The 17,613-nt window shown below is 56.5% G+C and carries 14 protein-coding genes; 8 read left to right on the top strand and 6 right to left on the bottom strand.

Annotation, left to right across the window (positions count from 1 at the left end; all coding sequences use genetic code 11):
- The first annotated feature begins 6 nt into the window (after positions 1 to 6).
- Together RCH93_RS12590 and RCH93_RS12585 are read left to right on the top strand one after the other, a co-directional pair.
- Positions 7 to 378, top strand: a complete 372-nt coding sequence (locus RCH93_RS12590) for a NifB/NifX family molybdenum-iron cluster-binding protein (protein WP_373693295.1) — start codon at positions 7 to 9, stop codon at positions 376 to 378.
- Positions 379 to 402: 24 nt separating this feature from the next.
- Positions 403 to 762 (top strand): NifB/NifX family molybdenum-iron cluster-binding protein, encoded by a 360-nt coding sequence (locus RCH93_RS12585; protein ID WP_306548763.1) that lies wholly within the window; start codon positions 403 to 405, stop codon positions 760 to 762.
- A gap of 450 nt (positions 763 to 1,212) precedes the next feature.
- Here the strand turns inward: RCH93_RS12585 and RCH93_RS12580 are convergent, their stop codons facing one another.
- The gene (locus RCH93_RS12580) at positions 1,213 to 3,210 is read right to left on the bottom strand and encodes a methyl-accepting chemotaxis protein (RefSeq protein WP_306548762.1); all 1,998 of its coding nucleotides are present in this window, start codon (positions 3,208 to 3,210) and stop codon (positions 1,213 to 1,215) included.
- Here RCH93_RS12580 and RCH93_RS12575 point away from each other — a divergent pair.
- Complete coding sequence (locus RCH93_RS12575; RefSeq protein WP_306548761.1) at positions 3,194 to 3,379, top strand: hypothetical protein; 186 nt, start codon at positions 3,194 to 3,196, stop codon at positions 3,377 to 3,379. The genes RCH93_RS12580 and RCH93_RS12575 overlap by 17 nt on opposite strands.
- A 513-nt stretch (positions 3,380 to 3,892) precedes the next feature.
- On the opposite strand, the gene RCH93_RS12570 is transcribed toward RCH93_RS12575, so the two are convergent.
- The 5 genes from RCH93_RS12570 to hcp all read right to left on the bottom strand — a co-directional run bounded on the left by RCH93_RS12570 (position 3,893) and on the right by hcp (position 9,972).
- On the bottom strand, positions 3,893 to 5,890 hold the full coding sequence (locus tag RCH93_RS12570) for a methyl-accepting chemotaxis protein (RefSeq protein ID WP_306548760.1): 1,998 nt from the start codon (positions 5,888 to 5,890) through the stop codon (positions 3,893 to 3,895).
- A 226-nt stretch (positions 5,891 to 6,116) separates the two neighbouring features.
- Positions 6,117 to 6,632 carry a shikimate kinase gene (locus RCH93_RS12565; RefSeq protein ID WP_306548759.1) on the bottom strand — a complete coding sequence of 172 codons (516 nt, stop codon included), beginning with the start codon at positions 6,630 to 6,632 and terminating at the stop codon, positions 6,117 to 6,119.
- Positions 6,633 to 6,847: 215 nt separating this feature from the next.
- Positions 6,848 to 7,612 (bottom strand): ATP-binding protein, encoded by a 765-nt coding sequence (locus tag RCH93_RS12560; protein WP_306548758.1) that lies wholly within the window; start codon positions 7,610 to 7,612, stop codon positions 6,848 to 6,850.
- A 32-nt stretch (positions 7,613 to 7,644) separates the two neighbouring features.
- Complete coding sequence (locus RCH93_RS12555) at positions 7,645 to 8,277, bottom strand: nitrite reductase (protein ID WP_306548757.1); 633 nt, start codon at positions 8,275 to 8,277, stop codon at positions 7,645 to 7,647.
- 66 nt (positions 8,278 to 8,343) lie between these two features.
- A complete protein-coding gene (hcp, locus tag RCH93_RS12550) occupies positions 8,344 to 9,972 on the bottom strand; it encodes a hydroxylamine reductase (RefSeq protein ID WP_306548756.1) in 1,629 nt (542 codons plus the stop codon).
- A gap of 125 nt (positions 9,973 to 10,097) precedes the next feature.
- On the opposite strand from hcp, the gene RCH93_RS12545 reads away from it, so the two are divergent.
- From RCH93_RS12545 to RCH93_RS12525, 5 genes are all read left to right on the top strand, one after another.
- Positions 10,098 to 10,763: a Crp/Fnr family transcriptional regulator gene (locus RCH93_RS12545; RefSeq protein ID WP_306548755.1), complete on the top strand. Its 666-nt coding sequence runs from the start codon at positions 10,098 to 10,100 to the stop codon at positions 10,761 to 10,763.
- A 136-nt stretch (positions 10,764 to 10,899) separates the two neighbouring features.
- Positions 10,900 to 11,529: a hypothetical protein gene (locus RCH93_RS12540; RefSeq protein ID WP_306548754.1), complete on the top strand. Its 630-nt coding sequence runs from the start codon at positions 10,900 to 10,902 to the stop codon at positions 11,527 to 11,529.
- A 564-nt stretch (positions 11,530 to 12,093) separates the two neighbouring features.
- Complete coding sequence (locus RCH93_RS12535; RefSeq protein WP_306548753.1) at positions 12,094 to 12,675, top strand: DJ-1/PfpI family protein; 582 nt, start codon at positions 12,094 to 12,096, stop codon at positions 12,673 to 12,675.
- Positions 12,676 to 13,516: 841 nt separating this feature from the next.
- Positions 13,517 to 15,355, top strand: coding sequence for an autotransporter outer membrane beta-barrel domain-containing protein (locus RCH93_RS12530; protein WP_306548752.1), 1,839 nt, complete (start codon positions 13,517 to 13,519; stop codon positions 15,353 to 15,355).
- A gap of 54 nt (positions 15,356 to 15,409) precedes the next feature.
- A complete protein-coding gene (locus RCH93_RS12525) occupies positions 15,410 to 17,347 on the top strand; it encodes an autotransporter outer membrane beta-barrel domain-containing protein (RefSeq protein WP_306548751.1) in 1,938 nt (645 codons plus the stop codon).
- Positions 17,348 to 17,613 lie beyond the last annotated feature (266 nt).

The raw sequence follows: 17,613 nt of genomic DNA, 5'->3' as shown, positions 1-17,613 counted from the left end.
ATGACAATGGTGCGATTAGCGATCCCTTCCGAGGGACAAGGCGGTTTAGACGGCATGCGTGCAGGGCATTTTGGCCACTGCGACGTCTTCACCTGTATTGACGTGGAAGACGGGCAGATCAAGCAGGTGTCGATTTTGGCCAACAAAGAGCATGTCCAGGGCGGCTGCATGGTGCCGGTTAATCTGCTGGCCGAAGCCGGGGTCAACGCCCTGGTGGTCGGCGGCATCGGCATGCGGCCCCTGATGGGCTTCAAGCAGGTCGGCATCGAGGTCTATCACGACGGCGTCCGCCCGGAGATCCGGCCGGTGGTCGAGGATTTTGTCGCCGGCAAGCTGCAGCACATCAGCAACGACCAGGTCTGCGGCGGCGGCCACTAAAAGCATATAAACAGGGGGTTGAAGATGAAAATAGCAGTAACGTCCAAAGGCATCCTGCTGAGCAGTGAAGTCGACCCCCGCTTCGGCAGGGCGCCGTACATCGTGATTGTCGACGTCGACACCCTGGCCTTTGAGGTGGTGGACAACAGCGACAACGTCAACGCCTTCAAGGGCGCTGGCATTCAGGCCGCGACCACGGTCTGCGACAAGGGCGCCGAAGTGCTGATGACCGGCTACTGCGGCCCCAAGGCCTTTGCCACCCTGGAAGCAGGCGGGGTCAAGGTGGTCGACGACGTGACCGGCACGGTGCGCGACGCGGTGGCCGCCTTTAAAGCGGGCACGGTGGTCTATTCGACCGCGGCCAATAAAGAGGCCCACTGGTAAACGCGTGGCGCCGATCAGTTCGGCAACCCAACCCGGACAACACAAAGCCGGGCAGCAGCGCGGGGATACTTCCCGCAGCCGCTGTCCGGCTTTTTTGCTGATTGGCAGTTGTTTCGGGTTGGTTTGGGCGGTGGAGGCGGGCATCGCAAGAAATGGGACGCGGGAGCTTCCAGGCGGCGTTCCCACGCAGGAGCATGGGAACGATCACGCTGGCGGGCGTTTGCGGAAGCGATAGGGATCTTTCCACCCGGGCCGGCGGAACGAATGGCGGCTGCGGTTTTTTTCAGGAAAGCTTGCCTCGGAGGATCGTTCCCACGCTCCGGCGTGGGAACGTGGGCCGGACGCTCCAGCGTCCTTGATCCCGGAAACAACAAACCGGGCAGCAGCGCGGAAATACACTTCCCGCAGCCGCTGTCCGGTTTTTTTACGCCCTGCCCTGCCCTGAACCGGCTAAATTTTAAAGGTGTTGACGATTCCCTGCAATTCGTTGGCCAACGCCTGGAGGGTGTCGGCGCTCGACTTGACCTGCCGGCTGCTGCCGGAAATCTCGTTGGAGGCCACATTGACCCCGGCAATATCCTGGGTGATGGTCCCGGCCACGGCCGAGCTCTGGTTGACGTTTTCGTTGACCTCGCCCAAGCCCTGCGAGGCCTGGGCGATGTTGTTTGCGATCTCCCCGGTGGCGGCGGACTGCTCGCCCACCGCAGTGGAGATGGTGGCCACAATCTCGTTGACGCTGTTGATGATTTTGCTGATCTGATCAATCTCACTAACCGTCGATTTGGTGGTCGCCTGGACGCCCTCGATCTGCTTTTTAATGTCCATGGTGGCAGCGGCGGTCTGCTTGGCCAGTTCCTTGATTTCGTTGGCGACCACCGCAAACCCTTTGCCCGCCTCGCCGGCGCGGGCCGCCTCGATGGTGGCGTTGAGCGCCAGCAGGTTGGTTTGCTCGGAGATTTCAGTGATGGCCTCGGTGACCTTGCTGATCGCCTGGGCCGCAAGCCCCAGTTCCGCAACCTTGTCCGAGGTGTGGGTGGCCTGCTGCACCGCCTGTTCCGAAATGGCGTGCGCCCGCTCGGCGTTCTGGGCAATCTGGCTGATGGTGGTGGTCATTTCTTCGGCGGCGCTGGCCACCATGTTGGTGTTGGTGGTTGATTCCTCCATGGCCGCAGCCACGCTGTTGAGGTTGGCGCTCATCTCCTCGGCCGCAGTAGCCACGTTGTTGGCCCGGCCTGAGGTGTCCTCGGCGTTCTTGGACAAATCCGCGGCGACGGTGGACAACTCGCTGATCGAACTGTTGACGGCCCGGGCGTTGTCGCTGATTCGGCCGATAATGCCCTGCAGCTTTTCAATGAACACATTGAACCACTTGGCCAGTTCGCCCACCTCGTCCTTGGTGGTTACGGCCAGACGCATGGTCAGGTCGCCTTCGCCCTGGGCAATGTCCTTGAGCCCGTCGATGGCCTTGTTGATCGGTCGGATAATGGCGGTGGCGGCAAGAAAAATGAGGACGCCGGCCAAGGCAATGGAAACCAGGGTGATGAGGGCGATGCTGTTTTGCAACGAAACCACGCTGGCCAGGAACTCCTCGGCGTTCTGGGTGGCGGCAATGCTCCAGCCCTTGATCTTCACCGGCGCATACCCCGCCACCTTGTCGATTTCCTTATACACATACGATTCGGCCCCGATCGTGCCGGCCATCATGGCCTTGTTGATTTCCTCCATGCCCTTCAGGGTCTTGAGATCGAGTTGAAGCACATTTTTGGCGTCCGGATGGGCAATGATAATCCCCGAGGCGTTGCTCATGAAGCAGTAGCCGGTGGTCCCGATTTTCTTGGCGGTCACCAGATCGGCAAGCACCGACATCTTCATCATGGCGCCAAAAACACCGAGAAAGGCGCCGCTGTCGGAATAGACCGGGGCGCAAAGCAGCATCTCGACGTCATTGTTGCCTTTTGAGCGGGTCACCTCGCCGCTAACGGCCTTTTTCGTGGTTTTGGCTTCCTGAAAGAGCGGATGTTGGCCCAGGGCCAAATTTTTCACCTCATCTTCGTTGACTGCGGCCGAGGAATAGACCGTGCCATTGGCGTCGGTGAGAACTATGACGTCATAGGTTGCTCTCAGCTGTTCAAAGCGCTTTTGCATGTCCTTGCGGATCAGCGCAACCGCCTCGCCTGCGCCTTCGATTCCTTTGGAGCTCACCGCCTCGGCGGCAAGCTTTACCTGGGTGCGGCCGGCAAACGAGGCGGCAAACTTCAACTCCCCTTCCAAGGTGGCGGCAACCTGCATGGCCAGCCCCTCGGCGATCGACTGGGCATTTGCCTTGCTGTAGTGGGTAACGGCCTTGGCCGAGTTGGACTTAGCAACATAGCCGCTCACCGCCAGGGGGGCGAAAACAATAAGAATGCCGCCGACAATGAGCTTAAAACGAATGGATGAAACGTTCATGACTTCCCCTCTTCCCGACAATAAGAATTTTCTAAATCCGGCAGATCACAGCCCGGAAGCTTTCACGCCGCTGCAGGCATCCTCCCCCAAGGTTGGATGCAGCGACCGCCTGTACGACTTTCCACGATCCATTGTAGAGGTTTTTCAAAAAGAAAAAAGCCAATATTAGGTAAAATTACCCATCCATCACCCAAACCAAACGGCAACGACGCGGCAATGGTGGTTGCGCGGGCGCAACCCATGCGCTTTAACGACCAAAGATTGAGGACATCAGGAGAATCCGCCACCTGAGGCGCCCCATTTTTGAGGCGACACCTTTTCCCTGCGCCGGCATGCGGATCAGGGACAGACTGATTTTCTGGGCACGTTCCGCCTGAGAGGCGTAGAGGCGGCAATCCGCTGAAAACAGCGTGAGCCTGGCGGAGAGAGGTTGGCCATTAGCGAGCTGGGGAGCGGGCGGGCTGTTCCGGACGGTTCTCCTGAGAAAAACAAACAACACGCCCCTCTCTGACGACGCCTTGCCGGCCTTGCTGCTCAGCGGCGCGGAGTCGTCAGAGAGATGGATTTTAGAACACGGTAAGGTAGGAAAAAGCATGTTTCCGGGAATCAATGCCGACCGGAAACAGCGTCAGAGACCGCAGCAGGGGCCCCGTCTCCCGCAACAGACAACTAGAGAGACGCTTCAGATCTTGAAAATGCCCACGATTGATTGCAACTCACTCACCAATCCGTTGAGTTGATCAGCACTGGCCTTGATTTGTTGACTACGGTTTGAGATCTCGGCGGAGGCGTTATTCACCCCGGCAATGTCCTGGGTGATCGTGCCGGCCACAGTGGAACTCTGGCTGACGTTTTCATTGACCTCGCCCAATCCCTGCGAGGCCTGGGCGATATTGTTGGCAATTTCCTCGGTGGCGGCCGACTGCTCGCCGACTGCGGTGGAGATGGTGGCCACGATCTCGTTGACGTTATTGATGATTTTGGAAATTTGGTTGATCTCGTCCACGGTTGCCTTGGTCGTCCCCTGAACACCCGATATCTGGTTTTTGATGTTCATAGTGGCGGCGGCGGTCTGTTTCGCCAACTCCTTGATCTCGTTGGCCACCACCGCAAAGCCCTTGCCCGCCTCGCCGGCTCGGGCGGCCTCAATGGTGGCGTTGAGGGCCAACAAATTGGTCTGCTCGGAAATTTCGGTGATGGCCTCCGTCACCTTGCTGATCGCCTGCGCCGCCTGTCCCAGTTCCGCCATTTTGTCCGAGGTGTTGGCGGCCTGAATTACTGCTTTTTCCGAAATTGCATGGGCCTGTTCGGCGTTTTGGGCAATCTGGTTGATGGTCGCGGTCATCTCCTCGGCGGCGCTGGCCACCATGGTGGTGTTGGTGGTCGACTCTTCCATGGCGGCGGCGACGCCGTTGAGGTTGGCGCTCATCTCCTCGGCAGCGGTGGCCACATTGTTGGCCCGACCCGAGGTTTCCGTGGCGTTTCTCGACAAGGCTTCGGCAATATTGGACAATTCGCTGATTGAATGGTTGACGGCCTTGGCGTTATCGCTGACCCGACCAATGATTTTCTGCAGCTTTTCAATAAAGGTGTTGAACCATGTCGCCAGTTCGCCCACCTCGTCCCTGGTGGTCACCGCCAGACGCATGGTCAAATCGCCCTCGCCTTGAGCAATGTCTTTCAGGCCGGCGACCGCCTTGTTGATCGGATTGGTGATGGTGGAAGCGGCAAAAAAGATGATCACCGCAGCAAGCAGGATGGAAACCAGGGTGATGAACCCGATCAGTTTCTCCAATGAAGCGACGCTGGCCAGAACCTCGTCCTTGTCCATGTTTGCAGCCACGCTCCAGCCGGTTAAAGCAATCGGAGCGTACCCGCCAATTTTATCGACCTTGTCAAAAACGTACGGTTCAACGCCCGCCTTGCCCGCCATCATGGCGCTGGCAATGGACTCCATGCCTTTCAGGGTCTTGAGGTCAAGGGTGAGCACGTGTTCTTCTTTGGGATGGGCGATAATCATGCCTGTCTTGTCGATCATAAAGGCATATCCAGTATTCCCGATTTTTCTGTCGGTCACCAGATGGGTAAGCGTCGAAGCCTTCATCGACATGCCAAAGATTCCGAGGAAATCGCCTTTCTCGGAGACGATGGGGGCACACGCCACACTGATCAGATCGCCGGTGGTTTTCGAGCGAACCACATCGCTGACCACAGGCTTGCCGCTGCTTTTCGCCTGTTGAAAATATGGCCGCTCAGCAACACTTGACCCTTTGTACTCCGAACCGTCAGCCAGCTCCCCGGTGTAGATCTTACCTGAAGCGTCGGCGACGTAAATGCCCAGGTAATTACTCCCCAACACCTTGTATTTTTTCTTCATATCCAGACGAAGCTCTTGAATGGCAGAGGCCGCGCCTTCAATGCCCTTGGCCTTGACCTCCTCCGCCACGCTTTGCACCCTGCTGTCGGTTGTAAAGGCCAAAGCGGTTTTCACTTCCCCGGCCAAGGCTTTTTCGATTTGGACGGCAATGCTTCGAGCCGTAATTTCTCCATCCTTTATGGCCAGTTCGGTTAAGGCGCGCGAAGAATTCGTCACCGAAAAGTAGCCGTTGACAACCAGCAACACCACAACGGCCAGGCAACCTCCGCTGACAAGTTTGAACCGGATTGATTTGAAATTCATTTTGTCCCCCCACGAGGTAGATAATTTAGGCGCATCCGCTAGGCATGGCCAAGGCAGAGGTTGCTACCCCCGCTGCGAACATCCGTTTTCCGAACGCACATCTTCGACGTGTAAAAAGTATAGGCCGAGAGAGAGGAGAAAGTCAAAACGCGAAGCAACAAAATAGTTGATTTTGCCTATTTTTTCCGCGCGAGGGGAGCAGGCAGATTCTCCGGCAAAAAAATGGTCAAATCGGGCGACCGCGCCCTGGAAGCTGTTCGGCAATCTGTTGGGCGATCTCCTCCTGATCAAAGCCGTCGCAGGAGACGGTCAGTTCTGCGTATTTCTTATAGAGAATCTGACGTTCGTCAAACAGTTCGCGGAAGGTCTGATTTTTGGCCTTGGCAATGCCGCGGGTGGCGAAGTTGCGGATGCGCCGCTCGATTTCTACAAAGGAAACTTCAAGAAAAACAATGTTGGAGATGGATTGCAGGTGGGTCATGGCCGCGTCGCTGTAGGCGGCGCTGCCGCCGGTGGCGATGACGTGGCGGCTGACGTTGAGTTTGAGGATCTCCTCGGCTTCAATGGCCCGGAGGTTGAGATGATCGGACTCGTCGAGAATCTGTTGCAGCGATTTTTGCCGGTTGATCTGGATGAGCACGTCGGTGTCAATGAAACCGAGGCCCATATTTTTCGCCAGGATGATGCCGACGGTGCTTTTGCCGGCGCCCGGCATGCCGATCAGGGTCAGATTGGATTGCATGGATGATTTTCCCAGGGAAGGAGGCGATTTGCGACGGATCAAAGGGCTGATGGATGGAGCCTAGCCCACCCAGAGACGAAGGGCAAGAAACGAATCATCGACTCCGGGAATGGGGGCAGGATGAGAGACAAAAAACAACGCCCCGAAGCCGCTGCAAGGAGTTCAGCGGTCCGGGACGAGGAAAAAAAGCGGGGCGGGATTTTTCCCTGAAAAGGTTACCAGGCGGTTTCGCCTTTGATCTCGCCCCGGGTGGAAATCACCACCTGGCGGACCGGGAAATCGGGCTTGGCCGTGTCCCAGGCCTTTTTGACGATCTGCAGCATGGAGTGGCAGCAGGGCACCTCCATGATCAGGATGGTCAGGGACTTCAATTTGCGGGTGCGGAAAATCTCGGTGAACCGCTCGACATACAACGCCTGATCATCGAATTTGGGGCAACCCATCATCACCACCCGGCCAGCGAGGAAATCCTTCTGCAGCCCGGCGTAGGCCACGGCAGTGCAGTCGGCGGCGATCAACAGATCGCAATTTTCCAGAAACGGCGCGGTCGCCGGGATCAAACGGATCTGCACCGGCCAGTGCGATAGGGCCGAACCGGCCGAACCCGCCAGGCCAGAGGAACCAATGGATATGCTGGGCGCGTTGGCCATCTGGCAGGGCGACATCGGCGCCAGCGTCTGCAGCCGGGCCGAAGGGCAACCACCGGCGGGCGGCATTTGCGGCGCGGTCTTTCCCTTGCCGGCCAGGAAATGCTCCACCGCCTCCTCGTCGAATTCGTCGGCCTCGCGCTCGATGACCTGCAATGCGCCGGTCGGACAAGAACCCAGGCAGGCCCCGAGTCCGTCGCAGAGTTTGTCGGCCACCAATCTGGCCTTGCCGTCGATGATCTGCAGCGAGCCTTCGGCGCAGTCTGGGACGCACTGGCCGCAGCCGTTGCACAACTCTTCATCTATCCGAATGATCTTTCGCAGTACTTTCATTGTCTTTTCTTCACATTAAGAAATGTTGTCGATCAACCGAGAACCGCCTTTTTCAAGGCCTCGACGCCGAATCGTTCCATGAACCGGGCAGAGCGGCTTTTGAACTTGGCCTCGCTGCGATAGTAGTTGAGGGTTTTCGTCACCAATGCGACCGCCTCGTCGCTGCTCAAACCCTCGGCCACCAGGTCGCCAATCCGCGGTCGGCCGGCGGCATTGCCGCCAAAGGAAAAGCGCCATCCTTTGCTTTCCCCGGCAAGGCCGACATCGCGCATCCATGATTCGCAGCAGCAGAACCGACAGCCGGAGACGCCCACCTTGACCTTGGCCGGCAAGGGTCCGTCCAGTTCGATTTTCTTGATCCGCTCGCCCAACTCCAGAGCGTCCTGATGGCCGAATTTGCACCAGGTCCGGCCCGGACAAGCCTGGACGTAATGAACCCGGTTGCTGCTGTGGGGCGGCGTTTCCGGAAGATTGAGCTCGGTGCGAAGCGCGGCCATGGCCTCGGGTTCCATGCCAAGCAAGGCCACCCGCTGGGCGCCGGTGATCTTGGTCTTGGGAATATTGTATTTTCGGGCCAGCGCGGCCAGTTGTTCCAGATCTTCGGGGTCAAGGAGGCCGGCGTTAAAATGGGGCAGTACAAGATAGGTGTTCAGATTGTCGCTCATGATGGTGTCCGGGAAGCCCCCGGCCGGAAGGCTCGGCCGGGGAAGGTTGCAAAAAAGGAGGGTGGATCAGCCGAGGATCGCTTTCAGGTCGGCCTCGGGGGTGTCGACCGGCTTGATGCCAAAGGTGTCGACCAGGAACTGGAGCACGGTCGGGCTGATAAAGGCCGGCAACGACGGCCCGAGGCGGATGTCCTTGATCCCCAAATACAACAGGGTCAGGAGGATGGCCACCGCCTTCTGCTCGTACCAGGACAGCACCATCGACAGCGGCAGGTCGTTGACGCCGCAGTCAAAGGCCTTGGACAGAGCTACCGCGATCTGGATGGCCGAGTAGGCGTCGTTGCACTGACCAACGTCGAGCAAACGCGGAATGCCGCCGATGTCGCCCAAATTCTTGTCAAAGAAACGGAACTTGCCGCAGGCCAGGGTCAGCACCATGCAGTCGTTGGGCACCTGTTCGACAAACTTGGTGAAGTAGTCGCGGCCGGGCTTGGCGCCGTCGCAGCCGCCCACCAGGAAAAAGTGGCGAATCGCTTTGGATTTGACTGCCTCGATCACCTTGTCGGCCACGCCGAGCACGGCGTTGCGGGCAAAGCCCACCATCACCGAGCCGTTGTCGACCTCGTCGGTGAAGCCCGGCATGGCCAGCGCCATGGCGACCACTGCAGAATAATCTTTATCGGCAATGTGCTTCACGCCCGGCCAACCCACCAGGCCGTTGGTGAAAATGCGGTCTTTATACTCATCCTTGGGCTTCTGAATGCAGTTGGTGGTAAACAGGATCGGCCCGGGGAAATTGGGGAACTCCTTGTGCTGATTCTGCCATGCAGTGCCGAAGTGCCCGTAGAAATGGGGATATTTATTCAGCTCCGGGTAGCCGTGGCAGGGCAGCATCTCGCCGTGGGTGTAGACGTCGATCCCCTTGCCCTCGGTTTGCTTCAAGAGCAATTCCAGATCGTGCAGATCGTGGCCGGTGATCAGCACGCATTTGTTCTTGCGATGTCCAAGCGGCACGGAGGTCGGAACCGGATGGCCGTAGGTTCCGGTGTTGCCGGCGTCGAGCAGTTCCATGGCGCGCAGATTGATCTCGCCGGCCTTCATGGCCACGGGCACGCACTGGCCCACGGTCAGCCCCGGAACCAGCATCACAGCCAGGGCCTCGTAGCAGAAGGCGGCAATGGCCGGATCGGTCTTGCCGAGAATGGCGGCGTGGTCGGCGTAGGCGGCAATGCCCTTGAGACCGTAGAGCAGGGTTTGCTTGAGCGAACGGATGTTGACGTCGCTATCCAGGCTTTCGATCAGATTGAGCGCCTTGCCCTGGTCAGCCAGTTCGGCAAGCGAACCAGCCGGAACAAGGACGGCCGGAGCTTCGGTGAAATCGGTCTTGCCGCCGGCGGCCGCAACCTTGGCCTTCATCGCCTCGCGCAGTTCAACCGCCCGTTTGATCAGGGTCACAAACCGATCTGGATCAAAATCAACATTGGTCAGGGTGGAGAAGATCGCCTCGTAGGTGAAAAGGTCGGTGGCCTCGTCGACCACGCCGACCTTCCGTCCTTCCTGGGCAAAAAGGGACAATCCCTGCATGGCGTGGATCAGCAGATCCTGGAGATCGGCGACCTCCTCGTTCTTGCCGCAGACGCCGGCAATGTTGCACCCGATTCCCTTGGCGGTCTGTTCACACTGGTTACAAAACATGGCATTTCTCCTCTTAAGTTTTTTGTGTCGCGATCAACACTGTTCCTCAGTAGTATGCCTGTACTGTACTTCATTATTGTAGACTTTCTTTGACCTAGATCAAAAACCAAATTTTTTGGAACATTATGCAAAAAAAAGACGAGCTGCTGGCCGGCAGCCTCCTGTTCAGCGGCCTGCCGGCGGAACAACGGAGTGAAATCGCAGCGATCTGCGTGAGCAAGCGCTACCCCAAGGGCGCGGCAATCTTTTTCGAGGGCGAACCGGGCATTGGTTTTTACATGGTGGCCAGCGGCAAGGTGAAGATTTTCAAGACCTCCTTTGACGGCAAAGAGCAGATCCTGCACATCTTCGGACCCGGCGAACCGTTTGGCGAGGTTCCGGTGTTCCACGGCAACCCTTTTCCGGCCAACGCCGAGACCCTGGCCGAGTCGGAGGTGCTTTTCTTTCCCCGCGCCGAGTTCGTGGGCCTGATCACCGCCAACCCCTCGCTGGCCCTCAACATGCTGGCGGTGCTGGCCATGCGGTTGCGCCGCTTCGCCACCCAAATCGAAAACCTCACCCTCAAGGAGGTTCCGGGGCGGCTCGCCTCCTACCTCCACTACCTGATGGAAGAGCAGCAACGCCAGGACAAGGTGGTGCTCGACATTCCCAAAGGCCAACTGGCCAGCCTGCTGGGCACAAGCTCCGAAACCCTGTCGCGCATTTTCAGCAAGATGACCGAGGAAGGCTTGATTCGAGTGGAGGGCAAGACGATCTTTATTGTTGATGGCGAGCGACTGAAGGAGCGATGAGGATTAGCTGACACCTTGCCTTTCACCGCCAGAGGTTCCAAGCACCCACGGATATCACGACCACCCGTTTCTTCGTGACCGCAGTTTGTCTTCTACACTTTGTCAGAACAACACTGTTAGCCCAAAAGGAGGTATCGTGATTCACAGTTCTTCCGTTGACAATTGGCAAAGAATTAAAATAATGCATTCCATTGCTAATGATTTACATCTCATTACACGAGAGAACAAATTTAGAAATATAAAAAATAACATATCTGATGATTTCTATTTTGATGCCATTGCATTTGAGACAATTCAGAAGGAATCCTGCATTGTAGAAATGATCATGGCTTGGTGTGTTATAACGCTTGAATCTCAAGTTAATCACGCAATTGCTGCCACAGAATCTGACAAAGAGGCAATAATAAGAGCTATTGAGTATTCAAAAGGTTCGGTTTCCATGAGGGACTCACATTCTGAGTTGGCGAAAAAACTGCTGATTTTAGCTAGGACTGAGCATGGCGTAGCTGCGCCCGTAGAGATTGCCGATAATGTTTCTGAAATACGTAATGAAATTGTCCACGACAAGCCAGTAGAGATTGTGGATAGAGATGATGGTGATATTGAGATCCGCTATTTTAGAGTTCGAGGGAAGTCAGATGGAAAACGTTACAGGTTTGAAGATTTGGGTGTATACTACGAAAAATGCCAGAAAATATGCGATTTCATAGAATTGTATCATGTTTACCTTAGCCCGATGGGAGAGAGAGTACATTTTCGATTCTAGGGTGGGGCTAATCGGGTAGCCGGGGGAATTACTCTCCCAGCCCCCACACCATTTGGCATGCGTGGGGAAAACGGTGACGGCGGAAAAACGGGGACAGTATGTGCAATGGGTCGCCGGTGGTATTCTAAAGCATATTTTTAGCGCGGCTTTTGTACGAAGGGGAAAGGGGACGGATCTTTTTACGGTTTTATCTTTTCTTTGGACAAGCAAAAGTCGCTTCCCACCCTGTAGCTATCCAACTGACTCTGCTTGCGAACTCCCTGATCGTCGGCGAGAGCAAAAACTTTTTCCAGCGATGTATTCACTACGAAGAGCGAGACCCAACAGCCAAAAAATCGGAGACAACCTCCAATTTTCAAAGTCCTCTTTGTTCTCCATCAAAGCCGAACTTACCTGCAAGCGAGCCCAGGATCGGTCGGTCTATTCCTAGGCACAGGGCTTGCCTTCTCAGCACAGGTGGTTAAAATTTTCGGCAGCCGTGCGGCCGGCGCGCTTCATGCGATGCGGCCGATCTGAATGCCGGAATGCACAACCCATGCAACAACAAGCCATAGGAGAAATACGATGACAGCAAAGAAGATTTTGATGCTGGTTGGTGATTATGTCGAAGATTACGAGGTGATGGTGCCGTTCCAGGCCCTGACCATGCTGGGCTATCAGGTGGATGCGGTGTGCCCGGACAAGAAGGCTGGCGAGTTTGTCCGCACCTCGATCCACGATTTCGAGGGCGACCAGACCTACAGCGAGAAGCGGGGCCACAACTTCACCCTCAATGCCGACTTTGCCGCAATCAAGACAGACGGCTACGTCGGCCTGGTGATTCCCGGCGGCCGCGCCCCGGAATACCTGCGCCTCAATGAAAAGGTGCTTGATGTCGTCAAGGAATTTGCTGCGGCCAACAAGCCGATTGCCGCCATCTGCCACGGCGCCCAGCTGCTGAGTGCAGCCGGGGTGCTCAAGGGGCGCGAATGTTCGGCTTACCCGGCCTGCTCGCCGGAGATTCGCTTGGCTGGCGGCCAGTATGTGGCCGTGGCCATGGACGCGGCCCATGTCGAGGGCAACCTGGTGACCGCGCCTGCCTGGCCGGCCCATCCCGCATGGTTGGCCAAATTTGTCGAAAAATTGGGCGCGAAGATCAGCCTCTGAATTTTTTCCAAGAGTTTTTTGGAGACGTGGACCGCCGTCAGCCTTGCGCTGACGGCGGTTTTTTCATTTGCGGCCAGTCCAAGGTCAAACAAGGGCGGATTACGCCGGAAGGATCAGAAAACAAGGCTTGCGCCCAACGCGGCAAGCTGGCCATTTTTTCAAGAGGCTCATCATTCCGTTTCTCAATCAAGCGAAGCACGAGAAACAGAGCAAAACCTCTTCGACGAAGGTGTGTCATCTCGACCGCAAGGGAGAGATCTCGGGATCTTCGCGAGATCTCTCGTCGCTGTGCTCATCGATATGACATGCAGGCTCACGTCCTGATCTGGAAGCACCGGAAGAAATGGCACAGACCATTAAAATCGACGAGAGAGCGCTGCATCTAATATTTCTATCAGACCTTGAATGCGGCGCCGCTCTATGACATACTGCTTTGGCATGGAGATCAGCAATTTATGTGATTCCATTTCCATTTCAAAAGTGAAACGCGGTTGTTTGTCCCTTCGAGCGAAGGGACAGATCGCAGGCAAGGACCGAGATTTCTCCCTTGGTCGATGACGCGTTTTGGCTGGCCCCACGAAACGTTCCCATGCGGCGCTTGGACACCAGAGAACGAGAGCTGGCCGGCGAACCGTAGCCTGGATGCAGCTTGCGGAATCCGGGGTTTGATGTGATCTGTTCCCGGATTCCGTTGCACTTCATCCAGGCTACGGGTTGATATGACGCACCCTCCTCGACGAGATGTTGCTGTGTGCAGCAGGCCTCGTTTGATTGAGAAATGGAATAATGCGCCTAACTAAGCGTCCAGACATTAAAAATTCGAAACAACATTAGGACCGACATGAGTTTCAACTCGAAAAAAGTACTGCTGGCGACAGCGTTGGCTTCAGCCGCAACATTTGGAGCACTGCGGGTTGCCCACGCCTCTGCATTCGATCAATTTATCGGACTCGGAGACAGCACCCTCGATAGCGGCTATTTTCGTTATCATTCAGCGGGTAATCCAACCGTTGACGCGCTCCTTGCAGCCGCCATTGCAGCTGGCGCCAACGGAGGGTTTGCCGGAAACGGCGTCATGGCCTCGACAATCCTGGCAGGAAAGTTTGGCTTGAATGCCCTTCCGGTCGGCGGTGGTGGAACCAATTATGCGAATGGCGGTTCGCTTACAGCGACTCCATCACCGGGAAACGTTCCGCTCACCGAGCAGATTGCAAACTACCTCAACTCGGTTGACGGCGCCGCCAATCCGACGGCCTTGTACGTCATCAGCTCCGGCAACAACGACTTGGCCCATCTTTCCGATGCGGAATTGATCCAAGAGTCTGCGGCCTTAGCCGCCTCGGTTCGGAGCCTCCAGCATGCCGGCGCCACGTATCTCTTGGTTCCGAACTCCTTTCGGTACGCCAACCTCGCAAGTCTTGGCGGAGAAATCACCGACAGTTCGAATGCGGCCGAATACAACCGACTCGTCGCCTACAATACCCAACGCTGGGATGATCTCACTGCAGCCGGAGTGCGCTATATTCCAGCTGATCTTGACAGCGTGTTCAAGTACGTCGCAAGAAATCCAACACAATTTGGCTTTACTCCATATACCGCGCTCGCGACCAGTTCGCCCTCGTCGGCCCCGGCAGTTTTCGCCGTTTTGACGGAAGAGCAGCAAGAAACGTATCTTATCATTGACGGCAAGCATCTGACCACTGCGGGCCAGACAATCGAAGCCGATTACGAGTACAGCTTACTGACGGCTCCGGGGGAGATATCGCTTCTCGCTGAAAGTGCGGTTCAGACGGGACTTTCGCGAACCGCAACAATACAGCGACAAATCGAACTCGTTGACAAAAGCCGTGGCGCCAACGGAATGAATGGCTGGATTGCCGCCGGAGCCAATTATTTGCGCACCGAGACCGAATCCAACGCGCCTGACGCTTCTGGCAATCCGTTCCAAGGGACTATCGGCGCAGATTACCGAAACTCCGCCGGCCTCATCTTGGGCGGCGCGCTGTCTGTCGGCGTCGCCTCACAAGACTTTTCCACCGGCGGAGATTTCGATCAAGACACTCAATCATTGAGTATGTACACGGCGTATCAGCAGAACCAGTTTTGGGGCAATGCAATCGCGTCGTATGGTTTCCTGCAGAACGACGTCAACCGAACCGTCCAGCTTGGCCGATTCAAAGACCAGAATCATGGCGATGCCGATGGGCATGCAGCAGCCTTTGCCTTACGAGGCGGTTTCGACTTTGCGGTTGGTCAGTTGACGATGGGGCCGGTTATTGGCGCGATTTTTCAGGAGGTGCGCATTGACGGGTTCACTGAACACGGGACGACCGGCGCAACCGCGCTGTCATTCGACAGCCAGACGCGTTCTTCACAAATAACCCAGCTCGGGTGGCGAGGATCGGTTGAACTCGGGGCGTGGAAACCGTTTGCAGAAGTTGTATGGAACCATGAGTTTAATGACGACGACCGTGCAGTGTGGACCTCGCTGACCTCTGTTTCCGCGCCCGCCTATACGAGCTATATGACGCCCGTTGCTTCCGACTGGGCAACCGCTTCAGTCGGCTCGACCTACAAGCTCAACGAAACAGCCACGCTTTGGGGCGCATTTTCAAGCAACTTCGGGGCGGATGAAACCGAAAACTATGGCGGCGAGATGGGCTTGCGCATCAGTTTTTAAGCCGCTGATTCCCTTAACCTCCTTAACCTCGAACAACAGCCAAACAAGGAACGTATGCCTTCACAATCAAAGCAAGTCTTTCGAGTAGCCGCGTTGGCTGCCATCCTGTCAGCGAGCGCCTTGAGTGCCGTCTCCGCCTCTGGCTACAATCAGTTTGTCGGCTTCGGCGACAGCACGATGGACAGCGGGTATTTCCGGTATAGTCCGACCGGCGGCTCCCCTGGTTTGGCGCCGCACGGTATACCGGCCGACGAAATCGACCTCTTGATTGCACAGACTGTTGCCGCTGGCGGCAGCGGGGCTTTTATGGGACCGGGCATCGTCGACACCATTCAAATTGCCGCAAGATTTGGCCTGACGGCGAATCCGGTCACCATGCCTGGCGGCGGGACAAATTATGCCAACGGCTCTGCGCAGACCTATGCAACAACTGAAGAGAATGGGTTTGCAAACGGCTTGTACAACAACGTGCCGGTTACGGCTCAAGTCACCAATTATCTGGCGTCGGTCAACGGACACGCGAATCCCAATGCGCTGTATATGGTCAGCATCGGCGGGAATGACCTTGCGTGGCTGGACGCTCAAATTGACGTCGATCCCACAACGTACATTCACTCGCTCTCCGATGCTTTATCTGCAAGCATTATCAGCCTGCATGCTGCAGGCGCGCAGCATATCATGGTGCTGAGTCCGTATTCATACGCCCGCACGGTGGAAGAGAATGGCTACGTTTCCCCGGCCAATCAGCTCAATATTGCGGAATCGGCGCAGTATGCCTCTGAAGTGCGCGAGATTCTGCATGCGGCCGGCGTTAACTTCGTTCCCGTCGACATCGAGGGCCTGCTGAAATACGTCTCGCAGCATCCACTGCAGTTTGGTTTTACGCCGGAGAGCGTTCTTGCCGCCCATACAGCCTGCAGCGTGCCTTCAGCCTTAGTCTGTTCGCCAGCCCAACTTGTATCTCCAGACGCAGAGCAGACCCATCTTTGGTCAGATTCACATCATCTGACAACCGCTGGCCAGACCATTGAATCCGATCTGATGTACAGTTTGCTGACCGCTCCGGCCAACGTTTCGCTGATCGCTGAGAATGCCGTCCAGAGCGGTCTCTCGAGGACCGCAACAATTCAGCGACAAGTCGAGCTGTCCGGACAGAACCGCGGGCCAAAAAAAGTGAACGCCTGGGCTGCTTCCAGTTATGGGTATTCGAAAACGGAAACCGAATCATACTTTCCAAGCGACTCCGGCAATCCCTTCCAAGGCACAATCGGCGCCGATTACTTATCGAACGCTGGTGTCATTTTTGGCGGAGCAGTGACCTTTGGCGCACAATCACAGGACTTCTCAACCGGCGGAGACTTCGGCCAGGACGACCAGACGTTGAGCGTCTACTCCTCCTACCAATACAATCAGTTTTGGGGAAATGCCGTCGCCTCGTATGGTTTCTTGCAAAATGACGTCAATCGCTCCGTGAAACTCGGCATATTCACCGACCAGAACAGCGCGGATGCCGATGGCCATGCGATCTCCCTGGCATTGCGCGGTGGCGGTGATTTCAAGGTTGGTCAGTTCACAACCGGACCGGTTGTTGGAATCATTATTCAAGAAGCACGCATCGACGGGTTTACAGAGCACGGGACAACAGGCATCACAGCGCTGTCGTTCGACAGCCAGACACGCGACTCGCAAGTGACCCAACTCGGCTGGCGAGGTTCGATTGAATTGGGCGCATGGAAACCGTTTGCGGAGGCTACCTGGAATCATGAATTGAATGATGACGACCGAACGGTGACCACGGCGCTCACTTCCGTGGCAGCGCCGTCGTACCGCAGCGTGGCGACGCCTGTTGCTCATGATTGGGGCAATGCGACGCTCGGCGCATCGTGCAAACTCAACGACCAGATCATGCTTTGGGCCGCCTTTTCAGAAGTGTTTGCCAGTTCTGAACTGACCGACTACGGTGGGGAGTTGGGTTTGCGTGTGAGTTTCTGAACAGCCTGCAGAAAACAGCTCGTTAACGCCTTCGAAACCTTACGCGTCCTCGGTCTCAAGGCAAGTGGCGCAATGCTTCTGTCTGCCGTCACCCATTGGGCAAGGATAACGATTTTGCCCCGGAACCAACGGCAATCCAGCGCAATCAGCTGTTTACCCTCTTGAAATTTGGTCAACTTCGACATTTTCCCGGCAGTGTGCAGGCGACCAAGCTTGGCGCCTGTACAATGCCGAGCAAGACCTCCTGCAGCGCCCTTCCCACTTCC

Source organism: Desulfobulbus sp. (assembly GCF_030824455.1).
Classification (GTDB): Bacteria; Desulfobacterota; Desulfobulbia; order Desulfobulbales; family Desulfobulbaceae; genus Desulfobulbus.
Note: the sequence above shows the minus strand (reverse complement) of the source record. Positions and strands in the feature narration are given on the sequence as shown.

Coding starts and splice junctions, on each gene's coding strand:
- RCH93_RS12525 (WP_306548751.1), top strand. CDS start 15,410: ATGCCTTCACAATCAAAGCAAGTCTTTCGAGTAGCCGCGTTGGCTGCC.
- hcp (WP_306548756.1), bottom strand. CDS start 9,972: ATGTTTTGTAACCAGTGTGAACAGACCGCCAAGGGAATCGGGTGCAAC.
- RCH93_RS12560 (WP_306548758.1), bottom strand. CDS start 7,612: ATGAAAGTACTGCGAAAGATCATTCGGATAGATGAAGAGTTGTGCAAC.
- RCH93_RS12575 (WP_306548761.1), top strand. CDS start 3,194: ATGGATGAAACGTTCATGACTTCCCCTCTTCCCGACAATAAGAATTTT.
- RCH93_RS12535 (WP_306548753.1), top strand. CDS start 12,094: ATGACAGCAAAGAAGATTTTGATGCTGGTTGGTGATTATGTCGAAGAT.
- RCH93_RS12555 (WP_306548757.1), bottom strand. CDS start 8,277: ATGAGCGACAATCTGAACACCTATCTTGTACTGCCCCATTTTAACGCC.
- RCH93_RS12565 (WP_306548759.1), bottom strand. CDS start 6,632: ATGCAATCCAATCTGACCCTGATCGGCATGCCGGGCGCCGGCAAAAGC.
- RCH93_RS12580 (WP_306548762.1), bottom strand. CDS start 3,210: ATGAACGTTTCATCCATTCGTTTTAAGCTCATTGTCGGCGGCATTCTT.
- RCH93_RS12590 (WP_373693295.1), top strand. CDS start 7: ATGGTGCGATTAGCGATCCCTTCCGAGGGACAAGGCGGTTTAGACGGC.
- RCH93_RS12570 (WP_306548760.1), bottom strand. CDS start 5,890: ATGAATTTCAAATCAATCCGGTTCAAACTTGTCAGCGGAGGTTGCCTG.
- RCH93_RS12585 (WP_306548763.1), top strand. CDS start 403: ATGAAAATAGCAGTAACGTCCAAAGGCATCCTGCTGAGCAGTGAAGTC.
- RCH93_RS12530 (WP_306548752.1), top strand. CDS start 13,517: ATGAGTTTCAACTCGAAAAAAGTACTGCTGGCGACAGCGTTGGCTTCA.
- RCH93_RS12545 (WP_306548755.1), top strand. CDS start 10,098: ATGCAAAAAAAAGACGAGCTGCTGGCCGGCAGCCTCCTGTTCAGCGGC.